The organism is Acinetobacter sp. WCHAc060033, assembly GCF_004209125.1.
Taxonomy (GTDB): Bacteria; Pseudomonadota; Gammaproteobacteria; order Pseudomonadales; family Moraxellaceae; genus Acinetobacter; species Acinetobacter wuhouensis.
This window is the reverse complement of record NZ_SGSW01000006.1, coordinates 20328-37987: the sequence shown is the minus strand read 5'-3', so window position 1 is coordinate 37987 and position 17660 is coordinate 20328. Positions and strand designations below refer to the sequence as shown.

Below are 17660 nucleotides of genomic sequence, written 5' to 3'. Positions count from 1 at the left end.
CTGTACTATACAGATCCATATAAATGCATAGAACATAAAAAAAGCCCCTAAATTATTGAATTTAGGGGCTTTTAGTGACTATATATGTACATATAAATACATCTATAATCGAATTATGGTAGGTATATCCAGACTCGAACTGGAGACCTCTACGATGTCAACGTAGCGCTCTAACCAACTGAGCTATACACCTGAAGTGCTGAGAATATTATCATTTTTTTATAATATCTCAAGGTTTATTTTCTTTGCTTCAATGCGTCAGCACATTCTTTGAGCAAAAACTTAAATTTTTGAATATCTTGCTGATTTTGAGTCGGTAAATAAACGATATTTTGGAAAATTTGATTGGCTTGTTCAAAGCAATCCTGCTTCCCTGAATGTTGAGATAAACGCTTCATCCATTGTTGAAAAGTCTCTGATTCCGCTTTTTGAAAATCAGGCTCTAGATTCTGATTAAAATTCAACATGATCTGTTCAAATGCTGACAATTGTTGACGTTGATAAAATTTGCTTACTCCCCAATACACAGCCAATAAGCCTAAAATACCGAATATAAGCACAAGCCCATAACTATAGGAGGAATCTAGCCCTAACTTTTTCATCCAACTATTTTGCTTTTCTGCATCATAGCCAACGACCTTACTTTGCCATTGATAACTGGCGTAATCACTCCAAATTCTTAATGTTCTTAATACAGATAATTGTTGTAACCTTAAATTTGAATAGGTTGCGTCACCAAAAATAGCGGAATTATCACGCATCATATTTTGCATGCCTTGGTTTAAACGCATTGGTGCAATGATTGCCGTTGGGTCAATACGATGCCATTGTCCATCTTGATACACCTCTGCCCAAGCATGCGCATCGAGCTGACGCACCTCCCAACTTTGACCATCAGGCGCCAACTCTCCTCCTTGATAGCCAGTTACTACACGAGCTGGAATACCCACATAACGCATCAACATGACAAAGCTAGACGCATAGTGTTCACAAAAACCTTGTTTAGACTGAAATAAAAATGCATCTATACGATTGCTGCCAAGTGTTCCAGGGCTAAGCGTGTAAATAAACTTTTCCTGCTTATACCAATTTAGAATATTTTGAATATAAATTTGCGGATTCGATTGACTTTGCTGAAACATTTTTAAGGCAAATTGTTGCGCTTGACGATCACTATTTTTTGGATAATTAAGATTATTTTTAAATAGAAATTGGACAGATTTTTCATCTACAACATCACGGACTTGATCACCAATCCATTGTAATTGAATCGGTTGAGTACGCTGAACCAATCTTCTCGGTGTAATCGACCAATCTTGATGTAAATAAAAGCGTTGCTCAACAGGTATTGATTTGTCTAAACCAGTTATCCATTGCTGGGTTGGATCAGTCGCTAAATATTGATAATGAAAGCCACCTACTTGACCTTGTATATTTGTCAATGATTTAGGCTGCTTATTTGCACCATCACTTGTCCAAGTGATTCCATCATAATGATCTAATACCAGTGCTCTCCAATAGAGTTGATCACGTTTTGGCAACTGTTGCATATCACCAATAATACGAAATGCTAAAGCACTCGATTGTGAAAGTTCTGCAATATCACCTGGCGACATGGTATCGCTCAAACCAGTTGTCGCTTTATTATTGGGAATAGGAATTTGCCAAAGCGGTGGCAAACGTGGGAAAAACATAAACAATAAAAGAAAAAACGGTAGAGCTAGACCAATAAATTTCACAATATGTAATGAATCAGATCTCAATGACTGAAATACAGATTGTTGAATATCGAAATGTGCTGTTTGAACACGGTATAAACCAACCAAACAACTGATCAGACAACACAGAACCAGAAGTGCCATCCAAAAAGCTTGGCTATGTAGAAATAAACTTGCACTGACGAATAAAGCAAAATTAAACAGGATGATAAAATCACGTTTATTCTTCGTTTCTAATGCTTTAGCAAATAAAAATGTAGACAGTACAGCTGTCCCAGCTTCTACACCTAAAAATGTTTTTGCATCAAAGTAAATAATGACCAATGCCAAAAAAGCAAAGATAAGTTTTGGATATTTAGGAAAATCTATAAGCGCATGTTGATTATATTTATAATAATAAAACCCTAATCCAATAATGTTGATTAAAAATAAAATGGATAATGCAATAGGTATAAATGCAACTTGAGCAAGCCAAATTAAGCTCAAGGCAAGTAAAATCGAGATTTGTATAGAACGATTCATCTTCAAACCTCAAGCCTGTGCCAAAAGTATTTTGACATGATTATAGTGACTTAGCCCGACGCCATTTTCAGTTTGTGCATAAGGAAGAATGACACAATATGGCATCTGAACTTGCTCACATTGATCAACCAATTCCATCATAAAACATAGCTTTTCTTCATGATCTGCACTCGGCATTTTGGCATAATCAATATAGACCGCATGTGCATCAACCAAATCTTCAAACTGCTTTACAAATAAACCTTGCCCACGCGATGCATGCTTCCACGAAATACTTTGCAAAGAATCGCCTAATTTAAAATTTCGGAGTTCTTTAAACTCGTCATAATCAGGTTCACCCGTATTTGAGGAATGATTAAAATTTAATGCTAGAGGTTTTGCTTCAGGTGCAATCCAATAACTTTCTGTTAAATAAATATATGTCCATGCCCGAACCAAACCCAGCGGATAGGTTGAGAAAATTTGAATCGCAGGAACTTTAAATTCTCCACGTTGTTTGGGAATAAACTTTAACTCGACAATTTTCTGCTTTTCCGCAAAAAGTTCAGATTGAATTCTCTCATCGATTTTTTTAATGTTGCTTTTAAAAGGTTTAGATTTAGAGCGCTGTGAACTAACGCTGGTTTCTGTTAAATCAGTTGAAATTTGCGAATCAACCTGTTCTATTTCTTTGATTTTAAAGTTGAGAAATTTCGGTGTTGCCTTTGCTTGTTGCAGAATAACTTTCACTGTAAAAGCTTCATTCACTCGCCCAACTTCATCTGCAATGACTTGTATCGTCACAGCATGCAATTGCTTAAAACTCAGGTAAAAACTGATACATAGGATGGCGCTGATTAAAAAGCAGAAAGCCAGGATCAGATTATTAGCATAATTAATCCCAGCAATAAAAGTGATTAGAATCAGTACTAGATACAAAAAGCCTTGTTGGTAAATAAAAACCAAGACTTCATTTTGCTTCAGCGTACGAATACTGGTATAACGAAAACGAAGATGTAGCCATTTTTCAAAGCGTTGACGTAGCATAATGATGCTCCATTAACCCTTAACTGCAACTTTTTGCATCAACGCAAAACTTTCGGACTCACCTAAACCAATACGGTGAGATACCACAGCGACAAAGACTGCTTGTATATCATCTGCAATGACAAAGTTACGTTTTTCAATCAAGGCATAGGCTTGAGCTGCTTTCTTTAAAGCCAATACACCTCGAGTAGACAATCCATGACGACCTTTGCGAGTTTCTTCTGCTAAATCAAGGATATAATCCAAAATTAAATCATTCATCGTAATTTGATTAACATTACTTTGTAATTGCAAAATTTCTTGCTGTTCGAATATTGCTTTTAAATTTCCAATCAAATCATGACGTGAACTTTGTTGTAAGAGCTGTTTTTCTGCTGTTCGTGATGGATAACCAAGTGACAAACGCATCAGAAAGCGATCAAGTTGGGATTCAGGTAAACTGTATGTTCCACTTTGGAACAATGGGTTTTGTGTTGCGATCACCCAAAATGGTTTAGGCAATTCATAACGCGTTCCATCTACAGTGACATTCCCCTCCTCCATGGCTTCTAGAAGCGCACTTTGGGTTTTGGGGCTACAGCGGTTGATCTCATCAGCAAGTAAAATTTGCGTGAAAATAGGGCCATGTTTAAATTCAAATTGATGTTCTTTCTGATTAAACATATTGATACCGATCACATCACTTGCCAGCATGTCATTGGTAAATTGGATACGTTGAAAATCCAAACCTGCAAGATGTGACAAACTACTTGCCAATGTCGTTTTCCCCAAGCCTGGCAAATCTTCAAACAGTAAATGCCCGCCAGCTAACAGACTGCATAATGCGAGTTTAGTTTGCTGTTCTTTATCTAAAATAATTTGGTTGATTTTCGTTAAAAATTCATCAATTTTTGGGTAATAGGCAGCTAAATCTGAATATTCATTGGCACTATTTTGTTCCGACACTTTTTGCGCTGTTGTTCCCCAAATCACCTTTTATTCCCCAATAAAAATTTTAAGCAATTTGATTAACATACACGGTTTTAAGGAATACTCAAAGCAAATACAAGGGCTATTTCTATTTTACACTTTTGATATATAGCTTAATACATTTGAGCCATAGGTTGACATTGTAGCGGTCAAAAATAAATATCTTCACTTAGGTAACAGGCTTTCCCAATATACCAATCAGTTTATCAATAACACCCAAAATAAATAAATTTCAATAAAAAAAACGGCATCCTAAAATGCCGTTTTTTGTCTATTCAAATGTCAATTAACACGGACACTTCTTCAAGCCGCCTTTCGCAGATGGATAACGTGCATCGACACAATAGCGATGAAAAGTCTTTTCATCCATCACATCAAGATCAGGATGGTTTTTTTTCATGTGTTCCAAATAGTTCTGATAATCTGGAACACCCACCATCAAACGGAAACTTTGCTGTAAACGCGTCCACAGCGTCGCAATGCGCGACCAATTTTTAGGATTAAAAATCAGGTCTTTTTGCGACATAATGGTCATCTTGATGATTTTATAAATCACCGTCTTTCCACCTTTGGCGAATTTAAGATTCATCTTACTCACCTCTCAAACCGATTAATGTTTTGCTGAAGTTACAATAGTTTCTTCAGGATCTGCATAAACTGCTGGAGCTTCATTTACAGTTGGAGTAGGACTTGCTAAAGCACGACGAATCACACCAATCGCTGCAATTACCATAATAATTGCCACAATCATAAAGAATGCACAAAGTGCGGCATTAATTTGATTCGACAATACAATGGTTTGCATCTCTTCAAGCGTTTTCGCAGGTTTTAAAATCTCACCTTTGGCAATTGCAGCAGAGAACTTATCCGCTTGTGCAAGGAAACCAATCTTTGGATTTGAATGGAATATTTTTTGCCAGCCCGCTGTCATACAGGTGATGAATAAGAAAACCGTAGGAACAATTGTCACCCACACATATTTCTCTTTCTTCATCTTGAATAAAATGACTGTACCGAGAATCAATGCCATTGCTGCCAACATCTGGTTACCGATACCAAATAGAGGCCATAAGCTATTGATACCACCCAATGGATCAACGACACCTTGGTATACAAAGAAGCCCCAACCTGCAACAGCAACAGCCGTACCGATTAAATTACCGACAAAGTTATGCGAGTTTTTAAGCGCAGGAATAACAATACCTACAGTATCCTGAACCATAAAACGACAAGCACGCGTACCTGCATCTACAGCAGTTAAAATGAATAGTGCTTCAAATAAAATTGCAAAGTGATACCAGAACGCCATCATTGAACGATTATTGAAAATCTCTGTAATGATATGTGCCATACCAATTGCAAAAGTTGGCGCACCACCAGTACGAGACAGAATCGTAGATTCACCTACTTCTTTTGCAAGTAATGACAATGACTCTGGTGTTACTACAAAGCCTAGAGTACGAACAGCTTCTGCAGCTGATTCAACTGTTGTTCCTAACACTGCTGCTGGCGCATTGATTGCAAAATACACACCTGGCTCAAGTACTGTTGCACAGATCATTGCCATAATTGCAACAAATGATTCCATCAACATACCACCATAACCAATAACACGAATATTGGCTTCGTTATCGACTAGTTTTGGTGTTGTACCTGAAGATACCAATGCGTGGAAACCTGAAATCGCACCACATGCAATCGTAATGAATAAGAATGGGAACATTGAACCTGCAAATACAGGGCCAGTACCATCAACAAAATGTGTCACCGAAGGCATTTTGAGCATTGGCATTGCAACCATGATACCCACGGCTAGACCAACGATCACACCAATTTTCAAGAATGTCGATAAATAATCTCGTGGTGCAAGCAATAACCAAACGGGTAATACTGAAGCAACAAAACCATAAATGATCAGTGCCCAAGTCAACTCTTTACCAGTCAAAGTAAAGAATGGTCCCCAATAAGGATGTGCAGCAATATCACCACCATAAATAATGGCAGCCATCATCAGTACAAAACCGATGATTGAAACTTCAGCAATTTTTCCTGGGCGTATAAAACGCATATACACACCCATGAATAAGGCAATCGGTATTGTCGCTGCAATACTAAATACACCCCATGGACTATTGGTCAGTGCTTTAACGACAACAAGCGCTAATACAGCAAGGATAATGATCATTACCCCCAAAGCACCTAGCATCACGATCACACCCGCAAATGAACCAAGCTCTTGCTTCGCCATTTCACCTAAAGAGCGCCCATCACGACGTGTTGAGATAAATAACACTAAAAAGTCTTGAACAGCACCTGCCAGTACAACCCCGACCAAAAGCCAAATTGTACCAGGCAAATAACCCATTTGAGCCGCGAGGATCGGACCGACCAATGGACCTGCACCTGCGATGGCTGCAAAGTGATGACCGAATAAAACATATTTATTGGTGGGAACATAATCCAAACCATCTGCTAAACGATGTGCAGGTGTTAGGCGTCTTGAATTAAGCTCAAAAACTCGAGTGGCGATAAATAAACTGTAAAAGCGATATGCAATGCTATATACACAGACTGCGGCAAGCACCAGCCAAACGGCGTTTACATGCTCCCCTTTACTGACCGCAAGTATCCCAAATGATACTGCGCCAATGATGGCGACAATCACCCAAACCAGTTTTGATAAGGGTGATGATTTTGATTGAATATTTTCCATTAAAACCTCACATCTTGATTACAAAAAGCAGTTCCATTGTTTTTATAAAGCGTAATGCATTTCCGTGTGACTCTTTCCCTGTGGACTCTACTCCTCATATATTTATTTTCATCTAAGACTTAAGCAGTAAAACTGGTTTGAATATGTACGTTTAACGTGACATCACAATGACCTCAGTCTGAGCATTGTATTCTTTTAATTAAATCGTTTTAATATTCAGACTATTTGACTCTACTATTATTCACCTAGCGTCGATCTACGACTTTAGTCTATAACTCTATTTTTTTTGTAAAAATTACATTTCTATAAAAATTTTCTATTTTTATTATGTTTTTATCCAAAAAAAAGGATAGCTTTCGCTATCCTTTGCATCATCATTTTATATCAAAAATGATTAAGCACGTTCTAAATAGTCACCAGTACGGGTATCTACACGAACACTTTCTTCTTGTTGAACGAATAATGGAACACGTACAACAGCACCAGTTTCAAGTTTAGCTGGTTTACCGCCACCGCCAGAAGTATCACCACGAACACCTGGATCAGTTTCAACGATTTTTAAAACAACGAAGTTTGGTGGATTCACTGTTAATGGAACACCATTAAACAACATGATTGTACATTTTTCGTTAGAATCATCTTTCAACCATTTCGCAGCATCACCCATTGCAGTTTTATCCGCTGCAATTTGCTCGAAAGATACAGGATCCATGAAGTTCCACATTTCACCATCGTTGTAAAGGTAATCCATTTCAACTTCTACAATATCAGCCGCTTCTAAAGAATCACCTGATTTGAAAGTTTTTTCGAGAACTTTACCAGACTTAAGATTACGTAGTTTTACGCGGTTAAATGCTTGACCTTTACCTGGTTTTACATATTCGTTTTCCATGATTGAACATGGGTTACCATCCAGCATAACCTTTAGGCCAGCTTTGAAATCGTTTGTAGAATAATAGGCCATGAAAGGCTCACTCCGAACTTACTAATTTAAATCTCTACTGAGATACTGCAAAAAATCACCCGATCTATCACAATACAAAACATCAGCGTAGAGAATGTATTTTACGTTTTTCGTATTCTAAATGAGCAATACATCGTGAAGCAATGAAAAATTACCCCAGATTGGTCAGATTGAGGGTAAAATCTCCGATTCATTGGCTTTAGTCTAAGTTAAACACGATGAATCTATAAATTAAATCAGCTTAATGACTTGATTCAGACCTGTTTAAAAATTTCTTCGTGACGAAAAGCAATTTCCAAATTTTATTTTTATCATAGATGGCATGTTGAATTACCTTTATCAAGAGCAAAACTGGCAAGCTCAAATGAGTGACCTCATTACAGATCCCCTTGAACTATTAGAAGTACTCGAACTTTCAGTAGATCAGCTATTGTCAGGTGCGATTTTGGCATCGCAACAATTTAAATTACGTGTGCCACGTGCTTTTGTGAGAAAAATGGACATTGGTAATCCTTTGGATCCCCTGCTTCTGCAAGTTTTACCACATCACCTAGAACTAGAAGAACATGAAGGCTTTGTGACTGATCCTTTAGGTGAAGAGCAAGCCAATCAGATTCCAGGAGTCCTACATAAATATAAATCACGTTTTTTGCTGACCTTAACAGGTGCATGTGCTGTTCATTGTCGTTATTGTTTCCGTCGTCATTTTCCTTATCAAGAAAATCTACCCAAAAGTGAAGATTGGCTTAACATCAAAAATTATTTAGAAGCACATTCTGAAATTAATGAAGTGATCCTCAGTGGTGGTGACCCTTTAACTTTATCTAATCGTAAATTAGCACTTTGGATAGAACGTCTAGAATCTCTCAAACAAATTAAAATCTTGCGAATTCATTCACGTGTTCCGATTGTCATTCCTGAAAGAATCGACGAAGAACTGGTTTCTTTATTGAAAAACAGTAGGCTACGTGTAATTCTAGTGGTACACTCAAACCATCCTGCTGAGTTAGATGATTTGACCTGTTCGAAGCTATCCTACTTAGCAAAACAAAATATTCTTGTGTTGAATCAGGCTGTTTTACTGAAAGGTGTGAATGATTCTGCACAAACTTTAGTTGATTTAAGTCAGCGACTTTTTGAAGCACAAATTTTACCTTATTATCTGCATGTTTTAGATAAAGTAAAAGGTGCACATCATTTTGATTTAGGGGCAGAAAAAATTGATCACATTTATAAGGAAGTCTTAGCGAGCTTACCCGGTTATCTAGTGCCAAAACTAGTACGTGAGGTTGCGGGAGAAAATAATAAGACACCGCTTTTTGGAGTCACAACCTTTTAAGAGTTGAAAATACTCATGATAAATAAAGAAATTTCTGAAATTTTTCAAAATATCACGGTTTTACAAAGAGACAAGTTGAGTTTTGCTGATAGTTCAGTAGAGTCTGTCACTGCTTGGGTTGCGACATTATCAATCATGCAACTCGGGGATACATCTCAGTCTGTATTACAAGCGATTTGTGAGATTAGTGAATTGAATTGCAGTGAAACTCTGCGCTTTGATCTGATTCAAATCTTACATCCAATTACAGAAAGTATTTTATCCAGCTTAGAAAAAAATATTTTAAATCAAGGACTTTCTCAATCTGAAAGACTTGATCATATTGTTGATTTATCTTCAAGAATTCGTACTTATTTTACCAATGTTTATATCAACATTGTACAACGTAGCCATCAAGAACTTACTTCAAATAAACTTTCATTTTTTAACTTTAAGCAAAAACGTAATCTAAAAACAGCACGTACACTTGCGACTTTTTATGCCCTAGAACAACTCGGTTTGTTATTGATTCAGCAACAAATGATTTATAGCGGACGCTTAACACATCAGTGGTTAGCGACACACCACCTTTATGAACTTGCAGTTAAAAACCAAGAACACAATATCAATATAAATCAGCTACAAGGTACACATTTTACCATTCAAAATATTCAACAAGCCTATGCGCAAGTATTGTTGTTGGATATTTTTAATACGCATCAGATTCGTCCAACAGAGACTCAAGCACTGTATCAATGTACTTTTGATTGGGTGAAATTGGTTCAAGTATTACCTCGTGAAACCATGCTTTCTCGTTATATCGTCGATGGTTCTAAAGACGTTCCTCCGATCTATAATCGCAAACAACATGTTAATTTTCATACCAGTTTATATATTTCAACCCAAAACTTACTCGAACACGTAAACTCAACTATTCATAGAGAATCTGAGTACTTATCTAAAAATGAGCAGCTTTACTTATCTGCTGCGCTTAAATTTCACGTTCAAAATGTTTTAGGAACAACCACAGAACGTCAACATGAGCGTTATGAATATTCTGCGCAACTACAAATGTGTTTCAGCATACCAACAGCGCATTTTTACTTATCAAAAGCAAAAAACTTTGCCGAAACTTTAAATTTAAATAGCAATTACGGACTCCAATCTGAGTCCAATAAGCATTCATCTATTGCTTCGGGTTCTGACGTCGCTTCAAACTTTAGTGATATTAAACATTTAGACCGTGAAGCAAAGCAAATATATCAAGCACAAGTCCTTGACATCAGTATGAATGGCTATCGAATTCGTTGGGACAATGTGGCCCCTAAAAGTTTAAGAACCGGTGAGTTCATTTTAATCAATGAAAGCCTAAATAATAAATGGAAAGGTGCGATCATTCGTTGGATTAAACAATCTGTCAACAAAACGTATGAAGTTGGTTTAGAGGTATTGGCTCAAGACATTTATCCTTGCGCTGTCAAAGTACCTGCCGATCGGTCGACTGTAAATTTTCACCCCTGCCTAATGGTGATCGTACAAAATTTAAACGAATCTGATATTTCAATCATTTTGCCAAACTTACCTTTTTTCAAAGAGCAGCAAGCCATTTATTTGCGCTTAGAAACAGAAGAAATTAAGGTCTATTTAACGAAAACACTGTTAATTACACAAAGTTTTGCTCAATATGAGTTTGAACTCATGAATGATGAACAGAATCATTTGATTGAACAATTCATTCAGAAACAATCAACCAATTTGAATAATCAAGATGTATGGGAAGCCTTGAAGTGAGAAATTTATTACTATCGAAGAAACTAAAACTCTCTGAAACTCGATTGCTCATTATTGATGACAACCAAATTCGTTATAATGAAATCATTGAGTTATTTCAAAGTAAGAATCATCAAGTCCAAGCACTCCTGCTCGATGAATTGAAAAGTTTCGAGAAGCAACTCAATACAACTTGGGATCTCATCATTTTTGGCCGTGCTTACGATATTAAAATTGAACAAGCGATCACTCTAATTCAAGCATCTTCTGAAGTTGATATTCCTGTTTTATTTTTAAAACCTGAAGATTATCAACCAGAACAGTATCTCTCTTATATCCAAAAAGGCATTTATGATGTCGTAAATCTTGAATATACTGAGCGTTTTTATGTGAGCCTTATTCGAGCTTTATCTTATAGTCGAACGCAACAGACAAAGAACCACCTTTTAAATGACCTTGAAAATGCAAAAAATCAAGCCCAAGCGCTGGTTGAAGAACAACACAAAGCTGTTGCGATTATTCAAGAAGGCATCCATACCGAAGCCAATGCTGAATACTTAAAACTATTCGGCTTAAGTGATGAATCTGAACTGATTGGATTACCACTCCTAGATATTTTAAAGCCTAAAAATCTCAATGATTTCAAACAACGTTTTAGAAAAATAACTCAAGGTCAATTTGAGTTTGCACGTTTTGAAATTGACACACTAAATGAAAATGCCAAAACAGAGAATCCGCTAAAAATTGAGTTTTTACCCACAAATGAGAATGACAGCATTCAAATTGCGATTGAAACGAATACTGTAGCTCAAAAGTCGACAACTCAATCGTCTGACCTTCCAAAAAAAGGGCTATCATCAATCGCTAGTTGTTTTCAACACATCCATTATTCACTAATTAATCAACCAGCAAAATCAAATGCTTTGATTATATTTAGCTTTGCCAGTTGCCCCGATCAAGTGCTGAATGCCAATTGGCAAACTGCTTTCGAATATTTAAAAGGTTTTAAGAACTTCATCAAGGAACAAACTAATACTACAGTTCATCAAATTGATATGATGATCTATGCTGTCGTATTACAAGCAGAATCTGATGCTATTTTAGAATCTCGTATCCAAGGCTTACAAGCTTTAGAAAAGCCACAATTGCTTGAGCTGAATGGCACAACATATCCATTAAACATAAAAATTGGCTATGCAAATATTCAACAAGATACTTTTATAGAAGCAAATTTTGAAGCACTTTTAGCACAAGCTTATGACCAACGTTTAAATAAAACAAACTCCGTTTTAGACCAACAGCTGAGCGCAACATTACAAGAAACAAAAATTGAGTTAGCTGTCGTTGAGCCTAAACTTTCAATCGAACCACAGTCTGAACAAGTTCAACCGATCTCCTATGAAACCAGCTCTTTTGAACTTGAACCTAAAGCGCATGTGCAAATAGCCGATGCGCCTATCGAGTCCAATGAAAAGCCTACTCAAGCAAGCCCTATTTTCAAAACTTCACCAGTTTTAGAAAAAATTTCGCAATCACTTGAAAAAGGCGAAGTTAAATTAAAATACCAACAACTCTACGATAAAGAAGATAGCAATCTAAACACCTATGAAGTTAGCAGCGGTTTTATCTTTGAAAATCAGTGGAAAAAAGTAAGTAATCTTGTTGAATTAGATGATGATATTGAATTATCGATTAAACTAGATCGTTGGATTTTGGTTGAAGCATGTAAACAATTACATAATTTCATTACCCAATACCCAGAAGCAAAATTAATTGTGAATTTAAATCGTCATGTATTATTCCATGATAAACAATTCCCTGAGCTAATTTCTAAACTTTTAACCATAGTTGGAAGCCGCCAATCGCATCCATTGATCTTACAGTTTGATGAAGAAGATATTGCGAAGAGTGTCATTGAGTCACAAAAGCAAATTCAGGTACTCCGTAATCACGGCGCTGAAATTTCAATTCGTCGTTTTGGTGCCAGTATTTCAAGTGAGTCAATTTTAAAACAAATTGATGTAAACTTATTAACACTTGATGAATCATTTACTGAAAAGTTAAATACCGATAAAGGCATGACTGAATTCCAACACACATTGGAAAGATTCCATGCGATTAAACCCGTTGAAATGTTATTGAAAAATTTAAATGATATGGGATCTTTTGCCAATGCTTGGAATGTCGATGTCCGCTTTCTACAAGGTGAATATTTCCAGAAAAAACTGGATCATTTAACAGATGTACAAGATCAGTAAATAGTTTTTTTGAAGCAATCAATACCCTCTTTTCAGATTTGAATCGAGGGTATTTTTATGTTGTTAATTTTTATGCCGTTATTTTTTAAAATAATTACTCAAATCTCAAGCACAAAAAAACGGGCTAAAGCCCGTTCTTTTTTGTTTCGGGTATTAACGTTTAACAGAACGTGACATACCAGCAAAACGTTGTTTGAATTTATCGATACGACCGCCAGTGTCCACATTCTTTTGTTTACCAGTATAGAATGGGTGGCAAGCTGAACATACGTCTAGGTATACAGTTTCTTTACCTAAAGCTGAACGAGTTTCGATAACGTTACCACATGAACAAGTAGCAACTAAAGTTTCATATTTTGGGTGAATATCGGCGCGCATGGTCGATTCTCCTAAGTTAAGAAAGGTTTCGCTGTCATCGCAATTGATCACTCTCAAATTGAGGAAATAAGCGATTTAATTAAATCATTCATATTTAAATAAATCCGCAGATCAACACCATAACAGACCATTTCTTTTGAGCCCACCGAGACTATAAGTGTCAGAGCAAAGCACAACAAGTGGGCAGTATTATACCCACTCTTTAGCAATAATGCGACTAATCTAAGACAGAATCTTCCTGAATTTTGACATTTTCATGATCTTGCTTAGACCAATAGTTTGCAATGACGCCACAGACCATCAATTGGATTTGATGGAAGATCATAATTGGTAAAACAATCATACCAATCGGCTGTCCAATAAATAAAATCTGTGCCATAGGAACACCGCTTGCCAATGTTTTCTTCGAACCACAGAAGAAAATAGCAATCTGATCAGGCTTATTAAAACCCAACCATTTCGGGATATACAATGCCAACAACATGATGATCGTCAAGAAGACTGAACACGCCAAAGTCAAGTAAATCAAAGTTGTCCAACTCACTTGATGCCATAAACCTGCAACGACTGCACCACTAAAAGCACCATAAACCACCATCAAAATCGTACCTTGGTCAAAAGTTCTGACGATACTCGGTACTTTCTGCATCAATGGAAATACATAAGGTCTTAATAACTGCCCTGCGATAAAAGGCACAAGCAACAATAAGGTAATTTCGATAATTGAAGATGTCGGATCATAATCATGTTTAGATTGACCAAAAATGAACAGACTCACCATCACTGGGGTGATGAACATCCCAATTAAGTTGGAAAACGAAGCACTACACACGGCTGCTGCAACATTCCCTCGTGCAACGGATGTAAATGCGATTGAAGATTGCACTGTCGATGGCAAGAAGCACATAAACAAGAAACCCCAATAAAGCTCTTGCCCAAGCAAAGGCAATAAAACAGGTTTAGCCAACAAACCTATGATTGGAAATACCGCAAATGTAAATGCAAAAACGACTGCATGTAGTTTCCAATGCAAGACACCCTCAATGATTGCTTCACGAGATAACTTAGCGCCATGTAGAAAAAACAACACTGCGATTGCAATCGTGGTTATTTTCCCAAAAATGTCAGCAGCTTGCCCATGCACAGGTAGAAATGTTGCTAAAACCACCATTACAATCAGCAAAATTGTGAAGCGATCTAAAGCAAGCATTTTTAATACATTCATATTAAGCATCCTATCTTTTGAATGAAATAAAAGCTTTTAAAAAAGCCCAACAAGATCAGTTTTACCTAAAGGTAAACTTTCATCTTACTGGGCTTATTGAGTTTAGCTACTTTTTGAGCAAAATGTTCACTATTTAATTTAAACACTTAAACTTTATATAATATGTTTTACATAAAACCTGCTTCAACCTATGTAAGCAATGAATAGATTTTAATTGTTTCGAGCATCTTGATCTTGTTGAATCAATTCGACTTTATAGCCATCTGGATCTTCAACAAAAGCAATTACAGTCACACCGCCTTTCATTGGACCGGCTTCACGTACTACATTTCCACCACGTGCTTTAATCTCTTCACAGGCTTTATATGCATCGTCAACACCAATAGCAATATGTCCATAAGCATTGCCCAAGTCATAGCTTGATGTGTCCCAATTATGGGTGAGTTCTAGTACAGTGTGATTTTCTTCATCACCATAGCCAACAAATGCCAAAGTAAAACGCCCTTCTTCATAATCACGTTTACGAAGTAAAGTCATACCGAGCACTTCAGTATAAAACGCCAAAGAACGTTCTAAATTGCCTACGCGTAACATGGTATGTAGCATGCGCATGTCTATTTCACCTATCTATTTAAACTAATTACTTTTTAATTGATTCAACAACTTTTCAACCCATATGACCAATACTAAAATTGGGAGTCCCATTAAAAAGGTCATAAAGAAGAATGTTGAATATCCAAAATTTGTGACTATTGTACCCGAATAACCACCGATCATTTTAGGCAAAAGCAACATTAATGAACTGAAGATTGCATATTGCATCGCAGTAAATGAAACACTGGTTAAACTTGATAAGAAAGCAATAAATACAGCACCAGCCAAACCTGAAGCCAAATTATCAAAAATAATACCCATCACGAGCCATATTTTGCTATACGGTACAATCACCTTACCTTTGAGTTCTATATCATCAGCTTGATTGGTATTTACTGCTGATAATTCGCCCATGCTCATTCGTGAACGTGGTTGTATGTCAGAATGATTTGCGAATGCATGTTGAGTATTTAACGTACTTTTTTGTCCTTTGAATGCTATATCAGCTTGTACAGATAGCTGTTGTTGCCCATTAAACTGCGCACCTGGAATAACCACACTCCAATTTTTCTGATCCAGTTTTGCTTCTATTGGTGGTTGATTACCAAGTTTAACTTGCAATTTGCTCAATTGATCTTGTTCAGATAAATTAGAAACAACACCACGAACAATCACATCTTTGCTACGTTCATCTTGATACAGCTGATTGTCACCGCCAATCGCCTGAACAAAAATCTGTGGGTCTTGATTTGAATTATAATTTTGCACAGGAATGGTTAAGCTTAATGGCTGCTCATAATCATCTGGTTTTGATTGCACCTTAACTTCTTGCACACCTGCAAATGACTTCGCGGGTACTTTCAAAGCCCAGTTTCCAACTTCATCGGGTTGTACTTGGTACTGCGCTTGTCCAACATGCACATGAACATCGTTCATGGTTGAACCTGACTTGACCAAACCGACGAAAATCAGATTGGTTGTACTGGCAATAATTGCACCGACCAACATCATCTTCATAATGTTAAAGCGCTGTGCCATTAAACCACCTAGAAATCCTCCAATAATCACAAAGAAAATCGCAAAAAATTTATTGAACCAAGCGATCTCTTCCTTGTCGAAATTAAGATCCAAGTAAAATAAATTCGCGACTACACCTGCAACAATATCTGAAATACGATAAAAACCTATCAGAAGCAAAATCGCGAGTGCAACTTTTAAACCATAACGTTTGAAGAAATCTAAGATCGGAGAAAGCCATGTTTCAACAACAATATTTTGATCAATCAGTTTTGTGCGCACCAATAAGAAAACAATTAATACAGCAGAAGCGACGCTAGCAACAAAACGTAAAACTTGCACAATGAAACTTAAAAAAGCATCATCAACACTCAAAGCTGAAATCAAACCACCTATTTGTATAAAACTAAATACAAAAACAGCTGTAGAAATAATGAATACGATAAAAAGTTGAAGATAGTCTTTTGTTTGATATTTTTTTTCTTCAACTTGCACAACAGGTTCATGAATGACTAATGTTGTAATCAATCCTACAACCATTAAAGATGCCATGAGCAAATACGTTGATCGCCAAGCCTCATAAATATAGTTACCCATCGACGTCCCAAGCGAAGCCGCAAATAATAACGCGCCGAGTTGAGTAATGATTGTAGCGATGCGATAACCTGCATTATAAGTCGATGCTAATACCGTCTGAACATTCGGATCTTGCGTTAATTCAATACGATAAGCATCTACAATAATATCTTGAGTCGCTGAAGTGAAACCTAAAAATACTGCCGAACATGCCATAAAAGTTAAACTCGAAATAGAGCCAACTTGTCCGCCATGAATACTCGGATCAGTAAATGCCATCATACAAATCGCGATTGTTACCAATATTTGCGAAAGCAATAACCATCCGCGTCTTTTTCCAAGTTTTTTCGTCAAAAAAGGTAATGGCAATTTATCGATCAACGGCGCCCAAATAAACTTAAACGCATAAGCTAAAGCCGCCCATGAAAACATGGTAATCGCACTACGTTGGATTCCAGCTTCGCTTAACCAAAACGATAACACTGAAAAAATAAGAAAAATTGGAATCCCTGAAGAAAAACCTAAAAACAGCATGATTAAAGCACGGCGATCTAAAAATGCGGTAAAGGCAGATTTCCATCCTGAAGATTGTATTGTCATTACGTTCTTTTT

At 36.7% G+C, this 17660-nt stretch carries 13 protein-coding genes and 1 tRNA gene; 3 read left to right on the top strand and 11 right to left on the bottom strand.

Annotation, left to right across the window (positions count from 1 at the left end; translation table 11 throughout):
- Window positions 1–116: 116 nt before the first annotated feature.
- From EXE10_RS03710 to efp, 7 genes are all read right to left on the bottom strand, one after another.
- A tRNA-Val gene (locus EXE10_RS03710) sits at window positions 117–193 on the bottom strand.
- Window positions 194–236: 43 nt separating this feature from the next.
- Complete coding sequence (locus EXE10_RS03705) at window positions 237–2240, bottom strand: transglutaminaseTgpA domain-containing protein (RefSeq protein ID WP_130112395.1); 2004 nt, start codon at window positions 2238–2240, stop codon at window positions 237–239.
- Between the two features lie 9 nt (window positions 2241–2249).
- Complete coding sequence (locus EXE10_RS03700; RefSeq protein ID WP_130112394.1) at window positions 2250–3266, bottom strand: DUF58 domain-containing protein; 1017 nt, start codon at window positions 3264–3266, stop codon at window positions 2250–2252.
- Between the two features lie 12 nt (window positions 3267–3278).
- Window positions 3279–4238 (bottom strand): AAA family ATPase, encoded by a 960-nt coding sequence (locus tag EXE10_RS03695; protein ID WP_130112393.1) that lies wholly within the window; start codon window positions 4236–4238, stop codon window positions 3279–3281.
- 283 nt (window positions 4239–4521) lie between these two features.
- A complete protein-coding gene (locus tag EXE10_RS03690) occupies window positions 4522–4824 on the bottom strand; it encodes a YbdD/YjiX family protein (protein ID WP_087552003.1) in 303 nt (100 codons plus the stop codon).
- A gap of 21 nt (window positions 4825–4845) precedes the next feature.
- Entirely contained in the window at window positions 4846–6948 is a 2103-nt protein-coding gene (locus tag EXE10_RS03685) for a carbon starvation CstA family protein (protein ID WP_068976020.1), read from the bottom strand.
- Window positions 6949–7342: 394 nt separating this feature from the next.
- Window positions 7343–7912, bottom strand: a complete 570-nt coding sequence (efp, locus tag EXE10_RS03680) for an elongation factor P (RefSeq protein WP_068976021.1) — start codon at window positions 7910–7912, stop codon at window positions 7343–7345.
- A gap of 322 nt (window positions 7913–8234) precedes the next feature.
- Here efp and epmB point away from each other — a divergent pair, with 322 nt between their 5' ends.
- From epmB to EXE10_RS03665, 3 genes are read left to right on the top strand one after another with little or no spacing between them, the layout of a single operon-like run.
- Window positions 8235–9251, top strand: coding sequence for an EF-P beta-lysylation protein EpmB (gene epmB / locus EXE10_RS03675; protein ID WP_130112392.1), 1017 nt, complete (start codon window positions 8235–8237; stop codon window positions 9249–9251).
- Between the two features lie 15 nt (window positions 9252–9266).
- A complete protein-coding gene (locus EXE10_RS03670) occupies window positions 9267–11021 on the top strand; it encodes a GTPase (protein WP_087552001.1) in 1755 nt (584 codons plus the stop codon).
- Window positions 11003–13258 (top strand): EAL domain-containing protein, encoded by a 2256-nt coding sequence (locus tag EXE10_RS03665; RefSeq protein ID WP_130112391.1) that lies wholly within the window; start codon window positions 11003–11005, stop codon window positions 13256–13258. The genes EXE10_RS03670 and EXE10_RS03665 overlap by 19 nt, the downstream gene beginning before the upstream one ends.
- Window positions 13259–13411: 153 nt before the next feature.
- Here EXE10_RS03665 and rpmE read toward each other — a convergent pair whose 3' ends face one another.
- The 4 genes from rpmE to EXE10_RS03645 form a co-directional block, all read right to left on the bottom strand.
- Window positions 13412–13636: a 50S ribosomal protein L31 gene (rpmE, locus tag EXE10_RS03660; RefSeq protein WP_068976025.1), complete on the bottom strand. Its 225-nt coding sequence runs from the start codon at window positions 13634–13636 to the stop codon at window positions 13412–13414.
- A 217-nt stretch (window positions 13637–13853) separates the two neighbouring features.
- Window positions 13854–14861, bottom strand: coding sequence for a bile acid:sodium symporter family protein (locus tag EXE10_RS03655; RefSeq protein WP_068976026.1), 1008 nt, complete (start codon window positions 14859–14861; stop codon window positions 13854–13856).
- 210 nt (window positions 14862–15071) lie between these two features.
- On the bottom strand, window positions 15072–15473 hold the full coding sequence (gloA, locus tag EXE10_RS03650) for a lactoylglutathione lyase (protein WP_130112390.1): 402 nt from the start codon (window positions 15471–15473) through the stop codon (window positions 15072–15074).
- Window positions 15474–15497: 24 nt separating this feature from the next.
- Window positions 15498–17648: an AmpG family muropeptide MFS transporter gene (locus EXE10_RS03645; protein ID WP_130112389.1), complete on the bottom strand. Its 2151-nt coding sequence runs from the start codon at window positions 17646–17648 to the stop codon at window positions 15498–15500.
- Between the last annotated feature and the right edge of the window lie 12 nt (window positions 17649–17660).

What these genes read in the sequence shown, in the direction of transcription:
- EXE10_RS03705 (WP_130112395.1), bottom strand. Translation starts at nt 2,240, where the DNA reads ATGAATCGTTCTATACAAATCTCGATTTTACTTGCCTTGAGCTTAATT.
- EXE10_RS03700 (WP_130112394.1), bottom strand. Translation starts at nt 3,266, where the DNA reads ATGCTACGTCAACGCTTTGAAAAATGGCTACATCTTCGTTTTCGTTAT.
- EXE10_RS03690 (WP_087552003.1), bottom strand. Translation starts at nt 4,824, where the DNA reads ATGAATCTTAAATTCGCCAAAGGTGGAAAGACGGTGATTTATAAAATC.
- EXE10_RS03685 (WP_068976020.1), bottom strand. Translation starts at nt 6,948, where the DNA reads ATGGAAAATATTCAATCAAAATCATCACCCTTATCAAAACTGGTTTGG.
- efp (WP_068976021.1), bottom strand. Translation starts at nt 7,912, where the DNA reads ATGGCCTATTATTCTACAAACGATTTCAAAGCTGGCCTAAAGGTTATG.
- epmB (WP_130112392.1), top strand. Translation starts at nt 8,235, where the DNA reads ATGTTGAATTACCTTTATCAAGAGCAAAACTGGCAAGCTCAAATGAGT.
- EXE10_RS03670 (WP_087552001.1), top strand. Translation starts at nt 9,267, where the DNA reads ATGATAAATAAAGAAATTTCTGAAATTTTTCAAAATATCACGGTTTTA.
- EXE10_RS03665 (WP_130112391.1), top strand. Translation starts at nt 11,003, where the DNA reads ATGGGAAGCCTTGAAGTGAGAAATTTATTACTATCGAAGAAACTAAAA.
- rpmE (WP_068976025.1), bottom strand. Translation starts at nt 13,636, where the DNA reads ATGCGCGCCGATATTCACCCAAAATATGAAACTTTAGTTGCTACTTGT.
- EXE10_RS03655 (WP_068976026.1), bottom strand. Translation starts at nt 14,861, where the DNA reads ATGAATGTATTAAAAATGCTTGCTTTAGATCGCTTCACAATTTTGCTG.
- gloA (WP_130112390.1), bottom strand. Translation starts at nt 15,473, where the DNA reads ATGCGCATGCTACATACCATGTTACGCGTAGGCAATTTAGAACGTTCT.
- EXE10_RS03645 (WP_130112389.1), bottom strand. Translation starts at nt 17,648, where the DNA reads ATGACAATACAATCTTCAGGATGGAAATCTGCCTTTACCGCATTTTTA.